The following is a 17,225-nucleotide window of genomic DNA, read 5'->3' as shown; positions in this document are numbered from 1 at the left end:
GATATTAATACAGAATGCCGGAAAGGAGAGCCAGACCTTATGGAGACAAGAGTGGCACTGATTTCGATCATTGTGGAAAACAATGACGTGATCGATGATATCAACCGTTTTCTTCACGAAGCGGGAAAATATATTATCGGGAGAATGGGGATCCCCTATCGGGAAAAAGGTATCAACATTATAAGTATTGCCATTGATGCACCGCAGGATGTGATAAGCTCTTTATCCGGAAAGATCGGACGGCTGAATGGTGTTTCTGCAAAAACAGCATATTCTAATGTGATCACAAAGGCGGAGGACAGAAAATGATCAGAATCGCAGTATATGGAAAGGGCGGCATCGGAAAATCCACAACAGTTTCCAATGTGGCAGTTGCCCTTGCGGAAAAAGGAATGAAAGTGATGCAGATCGGCTGTGATCCAAAGGCGGATTCAACGATCCTGCTCCGCCATGGGAAAGAAGCTTCCACAGTTCTGGATCTTTATAATAAGAAAAGACAGGATCTGAAGCTTGAAGATATGGTGCAGATCGGATATGGCGGTGTGGTATGCGTAGAGGCAGGAGGACCTGCTCCGGGACTTGGCTGCGCTGGCCGCGGGATCATCACAGCTCTGGAAAAACTTCAGGAAACAGGGGCATATGAGACTTATAAACCGGACATTGTTTTTTATGATGTACTGGGAGATGTTGTGTGCGGCGGTTTTTCCATGCCAATGCGAAAGGGGTATGCAGATAAAGTTTTTATCATTACTTCCGGTGAAAATATGGCCATCCATGCAGGCGCGAACATTGCCATGGCAGTGGAAAATTTCCGGAACAGAGGCTACGCTTCCCTTGGCGGTATCATTCTGAACAGACGGAATGTGCCGCGGGAGGAAGAAAAAGTGCAGGAGCTGGCAGAAGATTTTCATACGAAGGTGATAGGAACTCTTTCACGAAGCGAGCTGGTGCAGGAAGCAGAAGTACTGGGAAAAACTCTTCTGGAAGTCTACCCTGACAGTGAGATGGCAGAAGAATATCGGACATTGGCAGAGCAGATCCTGGAAGCATGCAGGGAGGAAGCTCCATGTTAAAAAGAATTGGAATCAGAGCGATTTCGGAGAAAACAGAGGTAACGATAGGAGAGGCTTCTTTTCCGGCACCGTTTCAGGCGGGATTGGAATTTAATTCTCCTGCCCATGGAAACTGGAATATTGTACATACAGGAATGCTGGTTCCGGAGGCACAGCAGATCTATGTCTGCGCGGATAACTGTATGCGAGGTGTTGTGCTGACAGCGGCAGAGATGAATGCGGTGGAGAGGTTTTCTTTTGTGATCGTGGAGGAAAAGGATCTTCTGGGCGGGAATCTGGAGGATATTACCATTGAGGGTGTGACAGATGTGCTGAACCGCCTGCCGAAGAAGCCGAAAGCGGTTCTGCTTTTTACAGTGTGTCTGCATCATTTTCTGGGAAGTGATCTGGACCGGATTTATGGAGAGCTGGAAAGCCGTTTTCCGGAGATCTTTTTTATGAGATGTTTTATGGACCCGATCATGCAGAAAACCGGTCCCACACCAGACCAGAAGTTACGGCGTGCCATGTATGATGCAGTGCCGGAAGCTGAGGCAGACCCTGGATGTGTGACGCTTCTTGGAAGTGATTTTGTGCTGGACGCAGATGCAGATATTAGAAGAATATCAGAGCATAACGGATTTAAGCTTCGCGAGACTGCTGCCTGTGAAACATGGGAAGAGTATCAGAAACTGGGAGAAGGAAGCCTGATCATTGACTGTTACCCGGCAGGAAAATTCGGAGTGCAGCAGCAGGCTGAAAGACTTGGAAGGCCTTTTCTGTATCTGCCGGGAAGCTTTGATTATGAGGAAATACAGTGGCAGGAGGAACAGCTGCTGGAGAAATTGAAAGAATTAAAGGGAGAAATCACAGGTCCGGATATAAAAAAAGAAATCCGGTTCTGCGAGGAAGCACTTTCTCATGCAAAGAAAATTATCGGGGATACACCCATCGCACTGGATTATCTTTTTCATCCAAGACCGCTGGGGCTGGCAAAGCTTCTGCTGACCCATGGATTCAAAGTAGAGTCCATTTATCTGGACAGTATCAGTCCGGAGGAAAAAGACGTATTTTTCTGGCTGAAAGAGAATATTCCGGAATTGAAGCTGATCTCAACGATACGGCCTGAGATGCGTGTGAGAACACGATGCTCTGAAAATAAGATCCTTGCCATTGGACAGAAAGCAGCCTGGTTTACCGGAAGCAGGAATTTTGTAAATATGGTTCAGGGTGGTGGGCTTTATGGCTTTGACGGAATCCGCCGGACTGCTCAGCTGATGATCGAAGCTTTTGAAGCAGAAAAAGATCCGGAAGATCTGATCGTGCGAAAAGGATGGGGGTGCGAAAGCTGCATATGAGACAGGCATATCGAATCATACCAATTTATACAGCAGATGTGTCAGGTGTCTGCTCAGCCTTGTATGAGCTGGGGGGAATGACGGTGATGCATGATCCTTCCGGGTGTAATTCTACCTATAATACACATGATGAGATCCGGTGGTACGATCAGGATAGCCTGATCTTTATTTCGGGGCTGACGGATATTGATGCGATCATGGGAAATGATGAGAAATTTCTTCAGGATATTGAGGACGCAACAGAAGAATTGCAGCCGAGATTTATTGCCCTTGCCAGTTCGCCGATTCCTTTTATGAATGGAACCGATTTTCCGGGACTTGCCAGGGCATTGACAGTGGGGACGGGAATTCCGGCTTTTTCTGTTCCGACCAGTGGAATGCATGATTATGTGTACGGCGCCGGGCTTGCGCTGGCAGAGATTGCGAAACATTTTACAGGAGCAGGAGAAGAGAAGAACAAGGGAGGATCCGAACATTCAATAAAAACTAATGATGAGAAAATCCCTGGTAGTACCGGAAAATCTGTGAAATGTGTGGGAATAAAGTCAGAAATGAACAGACGAAAATTAAATCTTCTGGGTGTAACTCCCCTGGATTTCGGCCCGCAATCCATTGTAGATATCATGAAAAAACGTCTGGAAAACCAGGGCTGGGAGATAATTTCCACCTGGGCCATGGGTGACACGCTGGAAACACTGGCAAAGGCCGGTGAAGCAGATGTGAATCTGGTGGTATCCTCAGTGGGAATTCCTGCGGCTAATGTGCTGAAGGGAAAATTCGGAACTCCTTTTCTGGTGGGGACACCTGTAGATGGATATGTGGAAAAAATATCTGATGCACTTGCGGAGATGGCGGAAAAAGTTACGGGAGAATGCCGGATCAGCGAGGAAATTCCTGATCTTTGGAAAGTAACTCCGGATCAGGTGATCTACATTTCCACAGAATCATCTCAGCCCGACATCACAGTAATCGGTGAGCCAGTCACCATGGGTTCCCTGGCAGCTGCCATAGAGTATAAATATGAAAAAAAAGTTCAGCTCCTCTGTCCCCTGGAGATCACAGAAGGGCTTCTCCGGGAAGGGGATCAGGCTATTCGGGGTGAGGAGTCCATAGAAGAAAGGCTGAAAACTGCAAAGATCATTATAGCAGATCCCCTCTATCGTCCCATCTGCCCGGAAACCGCCAGATTTTATGAGCTCCCGCATATCGCTTTTTCCGGCAGGATCTACCTCAGGAAAATAAAAGAGATGTATGCGCATAATCTCATAAAAACCACATAAACTATAAGAAACCGTAAAGGCGTTGCAGAACATGCAGCGCCTTTTTATAACGGCGGAACTATTGAACGGATGGATATGGAGGGATTTTTTATGTGGGGATTTCTGTCGGCTTTGATTTCCGGGGCTTTGATGAGTATTCAGGGAGTATTTAACACAAATGTAACAAAACAGACCAGTTTGTGGGTATCAACTGGCTGGGTGCAGTTTTCAGCATTTCTGGTGTGTGTTGCTGCCTGGCTTTTTACAGGGCGGGAAAGTATTGGCTCACTGTGGCAGGTGGAGAATAAATACACGCTTCTTGGGGGTGTGATAGGTGCATTTATTACCATAACAGTAATCAGGAGTATGGGAAGCTTAGGCCCTGCCAGGGCAGTTATGCTGATCGTGATCTCTCAGCTGGCTGTTGCGTATCTCATAGAACTGATGGGACTCTTTGGCGTGGAGAAAGCAGATTTTCAGTGGAGAAAACTTTTGGGAATGCTGATCTGCATTGCCGGCGTGGTGATTTTCAAATGGAAATAAAATATTAGTATTGTAATATTTGTAATATTTCGTTAAAATAAGATATGGTTTTGTATGAGTAAGGGGACACTTACCACTGCACAAGCGGAAAGGAGTGCCCACCATATCATGAGAAATAAATTAAATATCAGAAATGTTCAGCTTATTTTTTCAGTGATCATGTTCCTGACCTTTGCAGGACTGACAGGCTGCCGGGACAAGGATTCGGAATTTCTGGAAAAAGAACTGGAGCAGGAAGAGAACAGCCAGGATTCCTCTGAGCAGGAAAGCCGGCAGCAGCCGAAAGCCGATTCACAGAAGAGTTCCGGTACACAGTCAGAGTCCGGAGATGTCCCAGAGACAATCTACGTAGATGTCTGCGGTGCAGTGGCAGAGCCCGGTGTCTATGAGCTTTCATCTGACAGCCGGGTATTTCAGGCCATTGAGAAAGCAGGAGGATATCTCCCGGAGGCAGCAGTCAGCTATCTTAACCGCGCAAGGAGTCTTTCAGATGGACAGCAGATCTATGTGCCGACCCGGGAGGAGGTGGACAGCCGGACGATTCCACCGACTCAGGACGGAACGACTCAGACTGGAACCATTGCTAACAATAATGTCAACGGTACAGGCAGTACTGACAGTACAAAAATCGGTAAGGCATCAGGAGATAATCAGCAGCCGACATCCGACAGCGCAGGAGGTTCTGCCGATTCCAGGATCAATCTGAACACAGCTGATGTATCCCAGCTTACCACTCTCACAGGAGTAGGGGAGTCCAAGGCTCTGGCTATTATCGCTTACAGGGAAGAGAACGGCCCTTTTACTTCCGTCGAGGACATTATGAATGTTCCCGGCATCAAGGAAGGCACCTATGAGAAGATCAAGGATAAAATAGCAATAGAATAAGGAGCGTTAAATGAGCAGGAAAGTATTGGTAGTAGACGACGAGAAACTGATTGTCAAAGGACTCCGCTTCAGTCTGGAGCAGGATGGAATGGAAGTAGACTGCGCTTATGACGGAGAGGAAGCTCTGGAGAAGGCGAAGGCAGGAGAATATGATATTATTCTTCTTGACCTGATGCTGCCCAAGATGGATGGCCTTGAGGTATGTCAGCAGATCCGGGAGTTTTCCAATGTCCCGATCATCATGCTTACCGCAAAAGGAGAAGACATGGATAAGATCCTGGGTCTGGAATACGGAGCAGACGATTATGTGACCAAGCCTTTTAACATTCTGGAAGTAAAAGCCCGCATCAAGGCAATCATCCGCCGGGCAGGAAACAGCCAGGATAAGAAAGAAAAGGCCAAGACAGTTGAAGTTGGCGAGCTGAAGCTGGACTGTGAAGGACGTCGCGTATTCATTGGCGGGAGAGAGATCAATCTGACAGCCAAGGAATTCGATGTTCTGGAACTCCTTGTATTTAATCCGAACAAGGTATACAGCAGAGAGAACCTTCTGAATATCGTGTGGGGATATGAATACCCGGGCGATGTACGTACTGTAGATGTACATATCCGTCGTTTGAGAGAAAAGATCGAGGCCAATCCCAGTGAGCCGAAATATGTACACACCAAATGGGGTGTAGGATATTATTTTCAGGCATAATCCATGAAATTCAGAAAAAGCGGAAAATTCTTTAAAAGTCTTCGCTTTCGTATCATGATAATCCTGATCATACTGGGAATCGTACCAAGTGTCATTGTTACGGAAATGGTGATCGCCAATTATGAAGACCGGGCCATTGCCAACCGTGTGCAGAGTATGGAGAATATCTGTGACATCATGTGCGACCTGCTGATCAAAGAGAATTACCTGAATGACTCCGGCTCGCAGACGGTAAACAGCAAGCTGGAGCTGCTGTCTAATATCTATGGGGGAAGAATTCTCATTGTGGACAGGGATTTCAGAATTATCAAGGATACTTACGGCGTGGATGAAGGAAGGACTCTTGTATCCCAGAAAGTAGTGAATTGTTTTAAGGGAGAAGATGACTACCGTTATGATTCGGCCAGCCAGAAGATCGTTCTGGCAGTCCCGGTAAAAAGCCCGGAAGTGAATCAGGTGCAGGGGGCTATGATGATCATGGCTTCATCCAGTGAAGTAACAGCGACCATACGTGAGCTGGAACAGAAAGGGATCCTGATCATCGGAATCATTGTAGTGCTGGCGATCTTCCTGGGATATATTTTGTCCACAGTGCTTGTGAAACCTTTTGCAAGAGTAACGAAAGCAATCGAAGATCTTACAGATGGTTATCAGAACGAAGAAATCTCAGTTCCGGATTATACAGAGACAGCCCTGATTACGGAGGCATTTAATAAGATGCTTTCCAGAATGAAGATTCTGGATGAATCCAGACAGGAATTTGTATCCAATGTGTCTCATGAGCTGAAGACACCGATGACTTCCATGAAAGTACTTGCAGATTCCCTGGTAGGACAGCAGGGCGTGCCGGAAGAACTTTATCAGGAATTTCTTTCTGATATTACAGAGGAGATCGATCGTGAGAACAAGATCATCACAGACCTTCTCTCCCTTGTAAAAATGGACAAAAAAGCAGCAGACATGAACATTGTCAACATGAATATCAATGAGCTTCTTGAGAATATCCTGAAGCGTCTCCGACCTATTGCAGATCAGAGAAGCATTGCCCTGATACTGGATTCGTTCCGTCCGGTTACAGCTGATGTGGACGAGGTGAAGTTTACGCTCGCTATCAGCAACCTTGTGGAAAACGGAATCAAATACAATGTAGATGAAGGCTGGGTTCGGGTAACGCTGGATGCAGACTACAAGTATTTTTATGTGACAGTAGCAGATTCCGGACTTGGAATTCCGGAGGATTCCATTGAGAGGATCTTTGAGCGCTTTTACCGCGTGGATAAATCCCATTCCAGGGAGATCGGCGGAACTGGTCTTGGCCTTGCCATCACCAGAAGTTCCATTGTCATGCACCATGGAACCATCAAGGTATCAAGCAAAGAAGGCGAAGGAACCACATTCAATGTGAAGATTCCGCTGTCTTATATCTCATCCTAGGAGGTAGCGCATGAAAAAAACGATCTGGATCATCTGTCTGGCTGCTGCGTGCCTTCTCCTGGGAATGGTAGCGTATATAAGCTTCTCAGGTAAAAAAGAGACCGAAGAGCAGCAGTACAGTTTTTACTATATCAACAATGAAGAAACAAAGCTGAAAGAGGAGAAATATGTTCCTGAAAAAGAATCAGCAGAAGTAATGCTCCGTGATTTTTCAGAGAGTCTGAATAATCGTGAGACAAGAGATGATGGAATCTCACTTTTTCCTGACGGTGTGAAGATTTCTTCCTATTCTGTGAATGACGGCGTGCTCCGTCTGGAATTCAATGAAGCCTTCGGTAAGATGTCCCGTACCAGGGAGCTTCTTGTAAAAGCAGGAGTTGTGAAGATATTTGTCCAGGTTCCGGGAGTCGATTCCGTAGAAATCTATGTTGGGAAAAAACCTCTCACAGATACAAAAGGTGACGAAGTCGGAGCTATGAACGGCGATACCTTTGTGGAGTTTTCCGGCTCTGACGGCGATGTATACAGCTATGACACTTTTACTTTGTATTTTACCAATAAAAACGGAGACAAGCTGGTGGAAGAACAGCGAAGTGTCCGGTACAGACGAAATCTTCCGAAAGCGACAGTTGTTCTGGAACAGCTGGCGCGCGGCCCTCTGGAAAAAGGCCATTATCCTACAATCCCGGAGAACTCAGAAGTGCTTTCCCTGACAAGGGCGAACGGCATTTGCTATGTAGATTACAATTCTGTATTTCAGGATTATGCATTGAATGTTTCTGAGGAGATTCCTGTTTATTCGGTGGTAAATACACTGATCGCAGCCACCGGAGTGGATAAAGTGGAGATTTCCATTGAAGGAAACAAAGAAGTAACTTTCGGCAAAAATATGCAGCTTTATAAATTTTATGAATGGAATGACAGTCTTCTTGCCAGCTCAGCGGCAAAGAAGAAAGAGAACTGATCATTCCGACAGCAAAAAAATATAATACGGGAGAAACATATGATAAGACGTCCAATGTGTCTTCTGTGTTTTTTGATGATGCTTTCATTTGGCATTGCGGATCTGGCGGGGATTCCTCTTATCAGGGGGAATCCCCTTCCTGCCAGTGTGCAGTCCTGGATTGAAGTACATCCCGCTTCCGAGATCTGCGGGGAGGTGGAACGGTACGAAAGCACAGAATTCTCCCAGTCTGTTTATCTGAAAAAAACATATCTCATCTATCATTCAAAAAAATTTCCAATTAATAATGTAAGAGTATTTCTGAAAAAAGAAGAAGAGCTGAAGCCTGGGATGCAGATTCTTGTAAAAGGAATCCTGAAAGAAGTGGAAGGCCCAACAAATCCGGGTGGTTTTGACAGCAGTCAGTATTACGCCTGCCGCCATATTTATTATTTTATGAAAAAAGCTGTACTTCTGAAAAAAACATCCACATATTCCGGCTATCATCAGGCAATGCTTATGGTGAAGGAGAAATGCAGACAGATCCTGGAAAATACAGCAGGAAAAGATGCACCTGTTTTTGATGCCATTGTTCTTGGGGAGAAAACAGGCCTGGACCCGGAGATCCGGATGCGTTATCAGCTGGCAGGAATCGTACATATTCTGGCGATCAGCGGACTGCATATCAGTATTCTGGGGATGGGGCTTTATAATCTGCTGAAACGTGCAGGGCTTGGTATCTGGCCAGCAGGGATTTTTTCTCTGGCTGTGATGCTGCAGTATGGGATGATGACAGGGGGAAGTGTGTCTACGATGCGGGCTGTCACCATGTTTCTCATTGCAATGGGAGCCAGGATCACAGGAAGGATCTACGATATGCCAAGCGCAGTGTCTGTCACTGCCATGATGATCCTGGCAGAGTCACCGGCGTATCTGCTGGACAGTGGATTTCTTCTGTCATTTGGGTGTGTTCTGGGAATCTGTGTTGCATCAGAAAGGATTTGCGCTCTCGCAGGAGCAAAGAGAAAGGTTACGAAAGCCTTCTGGGGATCGGTGGCTCTTTGGCTTGTGACGCTTCCTGTGATGCTGAAATTCTTTGGTGAGGTATCACTGGCCGGACTGATATTGAATCTTGCGGTTTTGCCAAGTGTAGGAGTTGTTCTCTCAGGAGGTGTGGCTGCAATGCTTCTTGGCTTTGTCAGTATTCCGGCAGCCAGAGCTGTGATTTTTCCTGCGAAGGGAGTCCTGCTTCTATATGAAAAGCTCTGTGAACTGGCCGGAAGAAGCCGCTGGTGCACCTGGATTGGCGGCGAACCGGAACTCTGGCAGATTTTGGTATATTATATGATATTAATTGCTGTACTGTTTATTGGACAGCATATAAAAGAATCAGATCAGAAGAAAAAAGAACTGGAAAAGGGAGAGGCAAAGGGATTACAACACATTCTTCGTATAGCTGCCATTGTTCTCCTGACCTTGAGTATACTGACGCTGGGCGTTCGGTCTTTCGGGTATCTCTTTAAATCTGAAACCCTGAAGATCACCTGTCTGGACGTAGGTCAGGGAGACGGAATCCTGGTTCGGACCCCGGATAACAAACATTATCTGATAGATGGAGGAAGCAGCAGCCAATCAGAGCTTGGAAGATACTGCCTTCTTCCGGCTCTGAAAAGTATGGGGATTTCCTATCTGGACGGAATTTTCATTTCTCACACAGATAAAGACCATTTAAGTGGTGTGCAGGAACTTCTGGAATATATGGAAAAAGGACTCACAACTATCCGGGCCGGTCATCTTGTTCTGCCAGGATGGTCAGAACCGCCGGAAGCCTGGACAGATCTTGCCAGGACAGCCGAAAAAGCAGGGGTAAAAACAGTGACAGGAAACACAGGAGATATCATTCATTCCGGGACAGCGACATTTGAGATCCTGTGGCCGGAAAGTACGGCCAGGGGAAAAGATGTGAATGAGGAGGCTATGGTTATGGAACTTACATACGGCGAATTCCGGATGCTTTTTACAGGGGATATCGGAGCAGACACGGAGAAAAAACTTCTGACTGCAGGATGTCTTAGTGATATTGACTGTCTGAAAGTCGGCCATCATGGTTCACGATATTCATCCTCAGAGGCATTTTTAAAGAAACTGAAACCCGAGCTGTCCATCATATCCTGTTCATCCACCAATACCTACGGCCATCCGTCACCGGAAACGATACAGCGTCTGAAAGACTGCGGAAGTCAGATTGAATACACCATGAAAAATGGCGCGATCACCCTGGAAACCAATGGGAAAAATCTCAGGATCCTCAGATTTTACAGCAACTGAAAAACCCCCGAAAAACATGAAAAAAACAGGTGACTTTTGCTGATACTTGTTGTAGAATAAACAGGGTTTGTGTGAAAATGAAACATATAAAAGTAACACAAGATAAGGAGCTTTTATTTATGAAATATGACGTACTGATCGTAGGAGCAGGTCCTGGAGGAATCTTTGCAGCCTATGAACTGATGAATAATGATCCGGAGAAAAAGATCGCGGTTTTTGAGGCTGGTCATCCCCTGGAAAAGAGAAAATGTCCAATTGACGGAAAAAAAGTAAAATCCTGTATCCACTGCAAAACATGTGCCATCATGAAAGGATTCGGAGGCGCAGGAGCTTTTTCCGATGGAAAATATAATATCACCAACCAGTTTGGCGGAACTTTGTATCAGCATATCGGCAGGGAAACAGCAACAGAGCTGATGGAGTATGTAGATAAACTGAACCTGATGCATGGTGGCGAGGGAACTAAGCTCTATTCTACAACAAACAGTGAGATCCGCAAGCTTTGCCTTCAGAATGGGCTGCATCTTCTGGATGCTTCTGTCCGTCATCTGGGAACTGATATCAACTATGTAGTTCTTCAGAATCTTTATGATGAAATGAAAGATCATGTAGATTTCTATTTTGATGCGTCTGTTGATAAAGTGGAAAAAACAGAAGAGGGTTATGCAGTTCTGACAGGTGACCAGCGTTACGAGGGAACATACTGCATCATTTCAGCAGGACGAAGCGGAAGTAAATGGATGGAATCTGTATGTACTGATCTTAGGATTCCGACACTTTCCAACCGTGTGGATATTGGTGTGCGTGTGGAGCTTCCGGCAGAGGTATTCAGCCGCCTGACAGACGAGCTTTATGAGAGTAAGATTGTTTACAGAACAGAGAAATTCGAGGATATGGTACGTACTTTCTGTATGAATCCGAGAGGTGTTGTTGTTAATGAGAACACCAACGGAATCATCACAGTAAACGGACACAGCTACGAAGATCCTGCAAAGCACACCAACAACACAAACTTTGCACTTCTTGTATCCAAGCATTTCTCCGAGCCGTTCCACGACAGCAACGGATATGGCGAAAGTATCGCAAGACTTTCCAATATGCTTGGCGGCGGTGTTATGGTTCAGCGTTTCGGAGATTTGATCCGTGGAAGACGAAGCACAAAAGCACGTGTTGACGAGAGCTTTGTAACACCGACACTTTCTGCCACACCAGGAGATTTAAGCCTTGTTATGCCGAAACGTATCCTTGACGGCATCATTGAGATGATCTATGCACTGGATAAGATCGCACCTGGAACAGCAGACGATGATACTTTGCTTTATGGTGTGGAAGTTAAATTCTATAATATGGAAGTTGAGATCGATGAGAATCTGGAAACCTGCCACAAAGGTCTCTTTGTTATCGGAGACTGCAGCGGCGTGACACATTCTCTTTCCCACGCATCAGCCAGCGGAGTTTATGTTGCAAGATATCTTGATCAGGAATACTTTAATCGAAGCAAGTAAGTCCCCTGCTTCAATTGAGAATATTCGCCTGACTAAATAATTTGAACCAGAGAGACCGCAGATCAGGTGAAATTATAGATTCTATAAAAATAAAACATATATCATGCATAGGTATGCCTGGTGTGCATGAATATTTGAAAGCATTCTGACAATAACACAAATATTTTGAGGGGGATTTTGGAATAGTCCGACAGTAAGCTTGACATTTTTGTAACTTTGTGGTAAAAAAGAAGAAACCAGATTAAATTGAATATGTGCAAATGTTATAACGATAAGGTTGCATCAGAACCGATGCGCAAAAGAGAATCCGGTGCGAATCCGGAACGATACCGTCACTGTGAAGGGGAGTGGCTTTTGAGAACCACTGGGAGACCGGGAAGGAAAGGCTACGCTGAACCAAGTCAGGAGAACTGCCTTATTGTGAGATCTTAGATTCGCGGTTTACGAATCTGTATTCTCCATAACAATACAGAACTTCTTTTTATGTATTGCGCAGAGAATCCTATGTAGGAGCAGGCGGCCGCGTTAAGCTGCCGCTTTTTTGTACATGTTGGTTATCTGGAAATACATGAAAAGAGGACTATAAGAAATGAAAAGAAAAACTATGTTAGCTCTGATGCTTGCAGTTTCCATGACATGCTCTATGGGTGCAGCTACAACAGCAATGGCAGCTGATGATTCCGCTACAGAGGAAGCAGCTGATACCACAGCAGAAGAAAATACTGAGGCAGCTGATACCACAGAGGCTTCTGATGAGGATCAGAAAGCAGCTGATAATGTAGCAGCACTGATCGACAAGATCTATGTTCAGGAGAGAACAGATACAACAGATGAGGACTGCAAGGCAGCTAAAGAAGCATGGGATGCCCTGACAGACGCACAGAAAGAGCTGGTAGAAGGCGAGAATGCTGATCCGGATTACTTCGGACGTGATACAGGAGATGCTTCCAAAGACGATCCGCGTAACCAGGATGAGATCGGTGAGAACGAGCTTCTTGTTGTAAGCTTTGGTACTTCCTTCAACGACAGCCGTGCTGAGGATATCAAGGGAATCGAGGATGCTCTGGCAGCAGCATATCCGGACTGGTCTGTAAGAAGAGCTTTCACAGCACAGATCATCATCAACCATGTTGAGGCAAGAGATGAGGAGAACATCGACAACATGCAGCAGGCTCTTGACCGTGCAGTAGAGAATGGCGTTAAGAATCTTGTTGTTCAGCCTACACATCTGATGCATGGCGCTGAGTATGATGAGATGACAGAAGCTATTAACGGATATAAAGATAAATTCGAGTCTGTGGCAATTGCAGAGCCAATGCTTGGTGAGGTTGGAGATGATGCAACTGTTATCAATGATGACAAGAAAGCAGTTGCTCAGGCAATCACAGATGAAGCTTGTAAAGAAGCCGGATTCGACAGCATGGATGCAGCAGCTGAGGCTGGCACTGCATTTGTATTCATGGGACATGGTACATCCCATACAGCCAATATTACATATGATCAGATGCAGACACAGATGGAAGACCTTGGATTCAAGAACGCTTTCATCGGTACTGTAGAAGGTAAGCCGGAAGACACAGCATGCGATAAAGTTATCGAGAAAGTAAAAGAAGCAGGATACAAGAATGTTGTCCTTCGTCCGCTGATGGTTGTTGCAGGAGACCACGCTAATAATGATATGGCTGGTGATGACGAGGATTCCTGGAAGAGCCAGTTTGTAGCATCCGGAAACTTTGAGAATGTTGACACTCAGATTGCAGGTCTTGGAAGAATCGAAGCAGTTGAGCAGATCTATGTAGATCACACAAAAGCAGCTATCGATTCTATCGGAAGCACTGATGAGTCCGCAGATTCTGATGCAGCAGCAGATACAGAGGCTGATTCCGCTGAGGATTCCGCAGAATAAACAGTATAGAATATCCGTGTAGAAGCGGATATATATAAGAAATAAAGTAACTGCCCGGAAAGATCAAAAAGACTGTCTTCCGGGCAGATTCTTGTCACAGGGAAGGGAGAAACAATCATGAAAAAACGTTACGTAAATCTTCTTCTTGCAATGGTAAGTGCATCTGCCCTGATGCTTGGCTCCGTACCGGTACTGGCAGAGAGTGATTCTGCGAAAACGGAATCCGGGGAGAATGCAGAAGCAGCTGATGAGAAAGATGTATCCACAGATAAAGAGAACACCTTGGAAGATGGCGTTTACACAGCTGAGTTTGACACAGACAGCAGCATGTTCCATGTAAATGAGGCAAATGACAAAAAAGGAAAGCTCACAGTCAAAGATGGCGAGATGACTATCCATGTAAGCCTGGTTTCCAAGAAAATCGTAAATCTGTTTGCGGGAACAGCTGAAGATGCACAGAAAGACGGAGCAGATATCATTGAACCGACCACAGATACTGTAAAATACAGCGATGGTTATACAGAAGAAGTGTATGGATTTGATATCCCTGTACCTGCCATTGACGAGGAGTTTGATGTAGCGATCCTGGGAGAAAAGGGTAAATGGTATGATCATAAAGTAAGTATTAAGAATCCGGTAAAAGAAGATGCAGCAGAAACTGCTGATGATTCCGACGAGAAAGATGACGATAAACAATCCAAAGGCAAAAAGCTGAAAGATCTGAAGCTTGAGGACGGAACTTATGAGACAGAAGTAACTCTTACAGGCGGTACAGGAAAAGCAACTGTGGAATCTCCTGCAAAGGTAGAGATCAAGGACAAAGAAGCGACAGCGACCATCATCTGGAGCAGCCCGAATTACGATTATATGATCGTTGACGGTGAGAAATATGAGCCTGTAAATAAAGACGGAAACTCTACATTTGAAATTCCGGTCAGTGTTTTTGATGCAGAGATGGAAGTGACTGCAGATACAGTGGCCATGAGCACTCCTCATGAGATCGACTACACCCTGAATTTTGATTCTTCAAGCATGAAAAAGGCAGACAAATGAAAAAAATAATCTCCTACATATTTCTGACGATAGCTCTTATCCTGGGCTGTACATCAGGCGTACAGGCAGCTGAAAAAGAGCATACGCCTGCAGATATCCCGGGACTTACTTTTGACCACAGCATGGAGCTTTCCTATGCGAAAGAGTTCAATGTAGACTATTATGATGACGGCTACGCACTGATCACTATTGATCAGGAAGGACAGTTTCTTGTAGTTCCGGAGGGAAAAGAAGCTCCGGAAGGCCTGGACAGTGATATCGCAGTGCTGAAACAGCCATTGGATCATATTTATATGGTGGCAACTTCCGCTATGGATCTTTTCCGCGCTATTGACGGAATCGACAGCATCAATCTTTCCGGTACAAAAGAGGACGGATGGTATATCCAGGAAGCGAAGGATGCCATGGAACAGAATAAGATGATCTATGCAGGCAAATACAGTGCACCGGATTATGAGCTGATCTTAAATGAAGGCTGTGATCTGGCAATCGAGTCCACCATGATCCACCATAATCCGGAAGTTCAGGAAAAACTGGAGCAGTTTGGAATCCCTGTTATGGTAGAGCGTTCCAGCTACGAGAGCCATCCGCTTGGAAGAACAGAATGGATGAAGCTTTATGCAGTTCTCCTTGGAAAAGAAGATCTCGCAGAAAAAGTTTTCAAGGAGCAGACAGACAAGCTGGATAAAGTTCTCACAGCAGATAAGACAGACAAGACCGTAGCGTTCTTTTATATCAACTCTGTAGGCGCAGTAAATGTGCGAAAGAGCGGAGATTATGTTTCTGAGATGATTTCTCTTGCAGGTGGCAATTATGTCCCTGAAGACACAGGAGAGAATGATAATGCCCTTTCCACCATGAATATGCAGATGGAAGAATTTTACGCGAAAGCGAAAGATGCAGATTATATCATCTACAACAGCACAATTGACGGAGAGCTGAATACTATAGATGAACTTCTTTCCAAGAGCGAGCTTCTTGCAGATTTCAAGGCTGTAAAGAACGGCAATGTCTGGTGCACAGGTAAAAATCTTTTCCAGGAGACAACGGGGCTTGGAACTATGATCGAGGATATCCACACCATGCTTACCAGTGACGATGATTCTCTGGATGAGTTGACCTATATGCATCGTCTGAAATAAATAAAAATACTATTAAAACCAGGAAAACAGATTGGGCGGATTGAGAAGATCCGCCTGATCTGCTATAAATAAACACGGAGGGAGACATACAGAAAAATGAACGACCGAAAACGTGCAGTCCGATACGGAATCTCATTTGTGATTCTTGCAGTACTGCTGATAATTTTATTTATATGGAATGTAAATTCCGGAAGTATCCATCTCTCTGTGAATGAGATCCTGAATATCATATTCAAACGTCAGGGAGATCAGACTTCCTATAATATTGTGTGGGAGATCCGTCTTCCGCGAATTCTGGCAGTTATCATCCTGGGTGGGGCATTGTCTGTATCCGGATTTCTGCTGCAGACATTTTTTAACAACCCTATTGCAGGACCGTTTGTACTGGGTATTTCTTCCGGAGCCAAGCTGATCGTGGCACTGCTGATGATCTTTCTTTTAAGCAGATCCGTATCCATCGGTTCCGGAGCCATGATCCTGGCTGCTTTTGCAGGTTCCATGATTTCCATGGGCTTTGTTCTCCTTGTGGCAAAAAAAGTCCACAACATGTCCATGCTGGTTATCAGTGGTGTTATGATCGGTTACATTTGCTCAGCCATCACGGATTTTGTGGTGACATTTGCGGACGATTCCAATATCGTCAACCTCCACAACTGGTCTCTGGGAAGCTTTTCCGGTATGACCTGGGGCAATGTGCGGACAATGGTCGTGGTGGTACTGATTACCATGGTAATCGTATTTTTTATGTCAAAACCCATTAGCGCATACCAGCTGGGAGAGACTTACGCTCAGAATATGGGAGTAAATATCAAGCTGTTCCGGATTCTTCTGATCCTGCTTTCCAGTATTCTCTCTGCCTGTGTTACTGCTTTTGCAGGACCGATCTCCTTCGTTGGAATCGCAGTTCCCCACATTGCAAAAAGCCTTCTGAAAACAGCAAAGCCGATCCTTGTAATCCCGGCCTGTTTTCTTGGGGGTGCGGTGTTCTGTCTGTTCTGCGACCTGATCGCAAGAACTGTTTTTGCACCGACAGAGCTCAGCATCAGTTCTGTAACGGCGGTATTCGGAGCACCGGTGGTTATCTATATTATGATTCGCAGACAACAGAGGATATAAA

At 45.4% G+C, this 17,225-nt stretch carries 15 protein-coding genes and 1 riboswitch; all 15 genes read left to right on the top strand.

The window, feature by feature from the left end:
* Positions 1–39: 39 nt before the first annotated feature.
* The 15 genes from AC04Q4_RS08690 to AC04Q4_RS08620 all read left to right on the top strand — a co-directional run bounded on the left by AC04Q4_RS08690 (position 40) and on the right by AC04Q4_RS08620 (position 17,224).
* Positions 40–309, top strand: coding sequence for a TM1266 family iron-only hydrogenase system putative regulator (locus AC04Q4_RS08690; protein ID WP_173736937.1), 270 nt, complete (start codon positions 40–42; stop codon positions 307–309).
* Positions 306–1,073 carry a nitrogenase iron protein NifH gene (locus tag AC04Q4_RS08685; protein WP_173736868.1) on the top strand — a complete coding sequence of 256 codons (768 nt, stop codon included), beginning with the start codon at positions 306–308 and terminating at the stop codon, positions 1,071–1,073. The genes AC04Q4_RS08690 and AC04Q4_RS08685 overlap by 4 nt, the downstream gene beginning before the upstream one ends.
* The gene (locus tag AC04Q4_RS08680; protein WP_476388852.1) at positions 1,067–2,410 is read left to right on the top strand and encodes a nitrogenase component 1; all 1,344 of its coding nucleotides are present in this window, start codon (positions 1,067–1,069) and stop codon (positions 2,408–2,410) included. The genes AC04Q4_RS08685 and AC04Q4_RS08680 overlap by 7 nt, the downstream gene beginning before the upstream one ends.
* The gene (locus AC04Q4_RS08675) at positions 2,407–3,690 is read left to right on the top strand and encodes a nitrogenase component 1 (RefSeq protein WP_476388851.1); all 1,284 of its coding nucleotides are present in this window, start codon (positions 2,407–2,409) and stop codon (positions 3,688–3,690) included. Before AC04Q4_RS08680 ends, AC04Q4_RS08675 begins: the two co-directional genes overlap by 4 nt.
* Positions 3,691–3,780: 90 nt before the next feature.
* Positions 3,781–4,212: a DMT family transporter gene (locus AC04Q4_RS08670; protein ID WP_476388850.1), complete on the top strand. Its 432-nt coding sequence runs from the start codon at positions 3,781–3,783 to the stop codon at positions 4,210–4,212.
* A gap of 108 nt (positions 4,213–4,320) precedes the next feature.
* Positions 4,321–5,097 (top strand): helix-hairpin-helix domain-containing protein, encoded by a 777-nt coding sequence (locus AC04Q4_RS08665; protein WP_476388849.1) that lies wholly within the window; start codon positions 4,321–4,323, stop codon positions 5,095–5,097.
* A gap of 10 nt (positions 5,098–5,107) precedes the next feature.
* Positions 5,108–5,797, top strand: a complete 690-nt coding sequence (locus tag AC04Q4_RS08660) for a response regulator transcription factor (RefSeq protein ID WP_173736872.1) — start codon at positions 5,108–5,110, stop codon at positions 5,795–5,797.
* Positions 5,798–5,800: 3 nt separating this feature from the next.
* Positions 5,801–7,231, top strand: coding sequence for a sensor histidine kinase (locus AC04Q4_RS08655; RefSeq protein WP_173736873.1), 1,431 nt, complete (start codon positions 5,801–5,803; stop codon positions 7,229–7,231).
* 10 nt (positions 7,232–7,241) lie between these two features.
* On the top strand, positions 7,242–8,195 hold the full coding sequence (locus tag AC04Q4_RS08650; protein WP_173736874.1) for a GerMN domain-containing protein: 954 nt from the start codon (positions 7,242–7,244) through the stop codon (positions 8,193–8,195).
* 39 nt (positions 8,196–8,234) lie between these two features.
* Positions 8,235–10,502: a DNA internalization-related competence protein ComEC/Rec2 gene (locus AC04Q4_RS08645; protein WP_243873770.1), complete on the top strand. Its 2,268-nt coding sequence runs from the start codon at positions 8,235–8,237 to the stop codon at positions 10,500–10,502.
* 119 nt (positions 10,503–10,621) lie between these two features.
* Positions 10,622–12,007, top strand: a complete 1,386-nt coding sequence (locus AC04Q4_RS08640; RefSeq protein ID WP_173736875.1) for an NAD(P)/FAD-dependent oxidoreductase — start codon at positions 10,622–10,624, stop codon at positions 12,005–12,007.
* Positions 12,008–12,264: 257 nt separating this feature from the next.
* Positions 12,265–12,439: riboswitch (cobalamin riboswitch) on the top strand.
* A gap of 157 nt (positions 12,440–12,596) precedes the next feature.
* Positions 12,597–13,913 carry a sirohydrochlorin cobaltochelatase gene (locus AC04Q4_RS08635; protein WP_173736876.1) on the top strand — a complete coding sequence of 439 codons (1,317 nt, stop codon included), beginning with the start codon at positions 12,597–12,599 and terminating at the stop codon, positions 13,911–13,913.
* A gap of 117 nt (positions 13,914–14,030) precedes the next feature.
* Entirely contained in the window at positions 14,031–14,966 is a 936-nt protein-coding gene (locus AC04Q4_RS08630) for a hypothetical protein (protein ID WP_173736877.1), read from the top strand.
* Positions 14,963–16,108, top strand: a complete 1,146-nt coding sequence (locus AC04Q4_RS08625) for an ABC transporter substrate-binding protein (protein ID WP_173736878.1) — start codon at positions 14,963–14,965, stop codon at positions 16,106–16,108. Before AC04Q4_RS08630 ends, AC04Q4_RS08625 begins: the two co-directional genes overlap by 4 nt.
* Before the next feature lie 96 nt (positions 16,109–16,204).
* Complete coding sequence (locus AC04Q4_RS08620) at positions 16,205–17,224, top strand: FecCD family ABC transporter permease (protein WP_173736879.1); 1,020 nt, start codon at positions 16,205–16,207, stop codon at positions 17,222–17,224.
* The last annotated feature ends 1 nt before the right edge of the window (position 17,225 follow it).

This window comes from Blautia sp. HA8986 (assembly GCF_056504635.1).
Note: the sequence above shows the minus strand (reverse complement) of the source record. Positions and strands in the feature narration are given on the sequence as shown.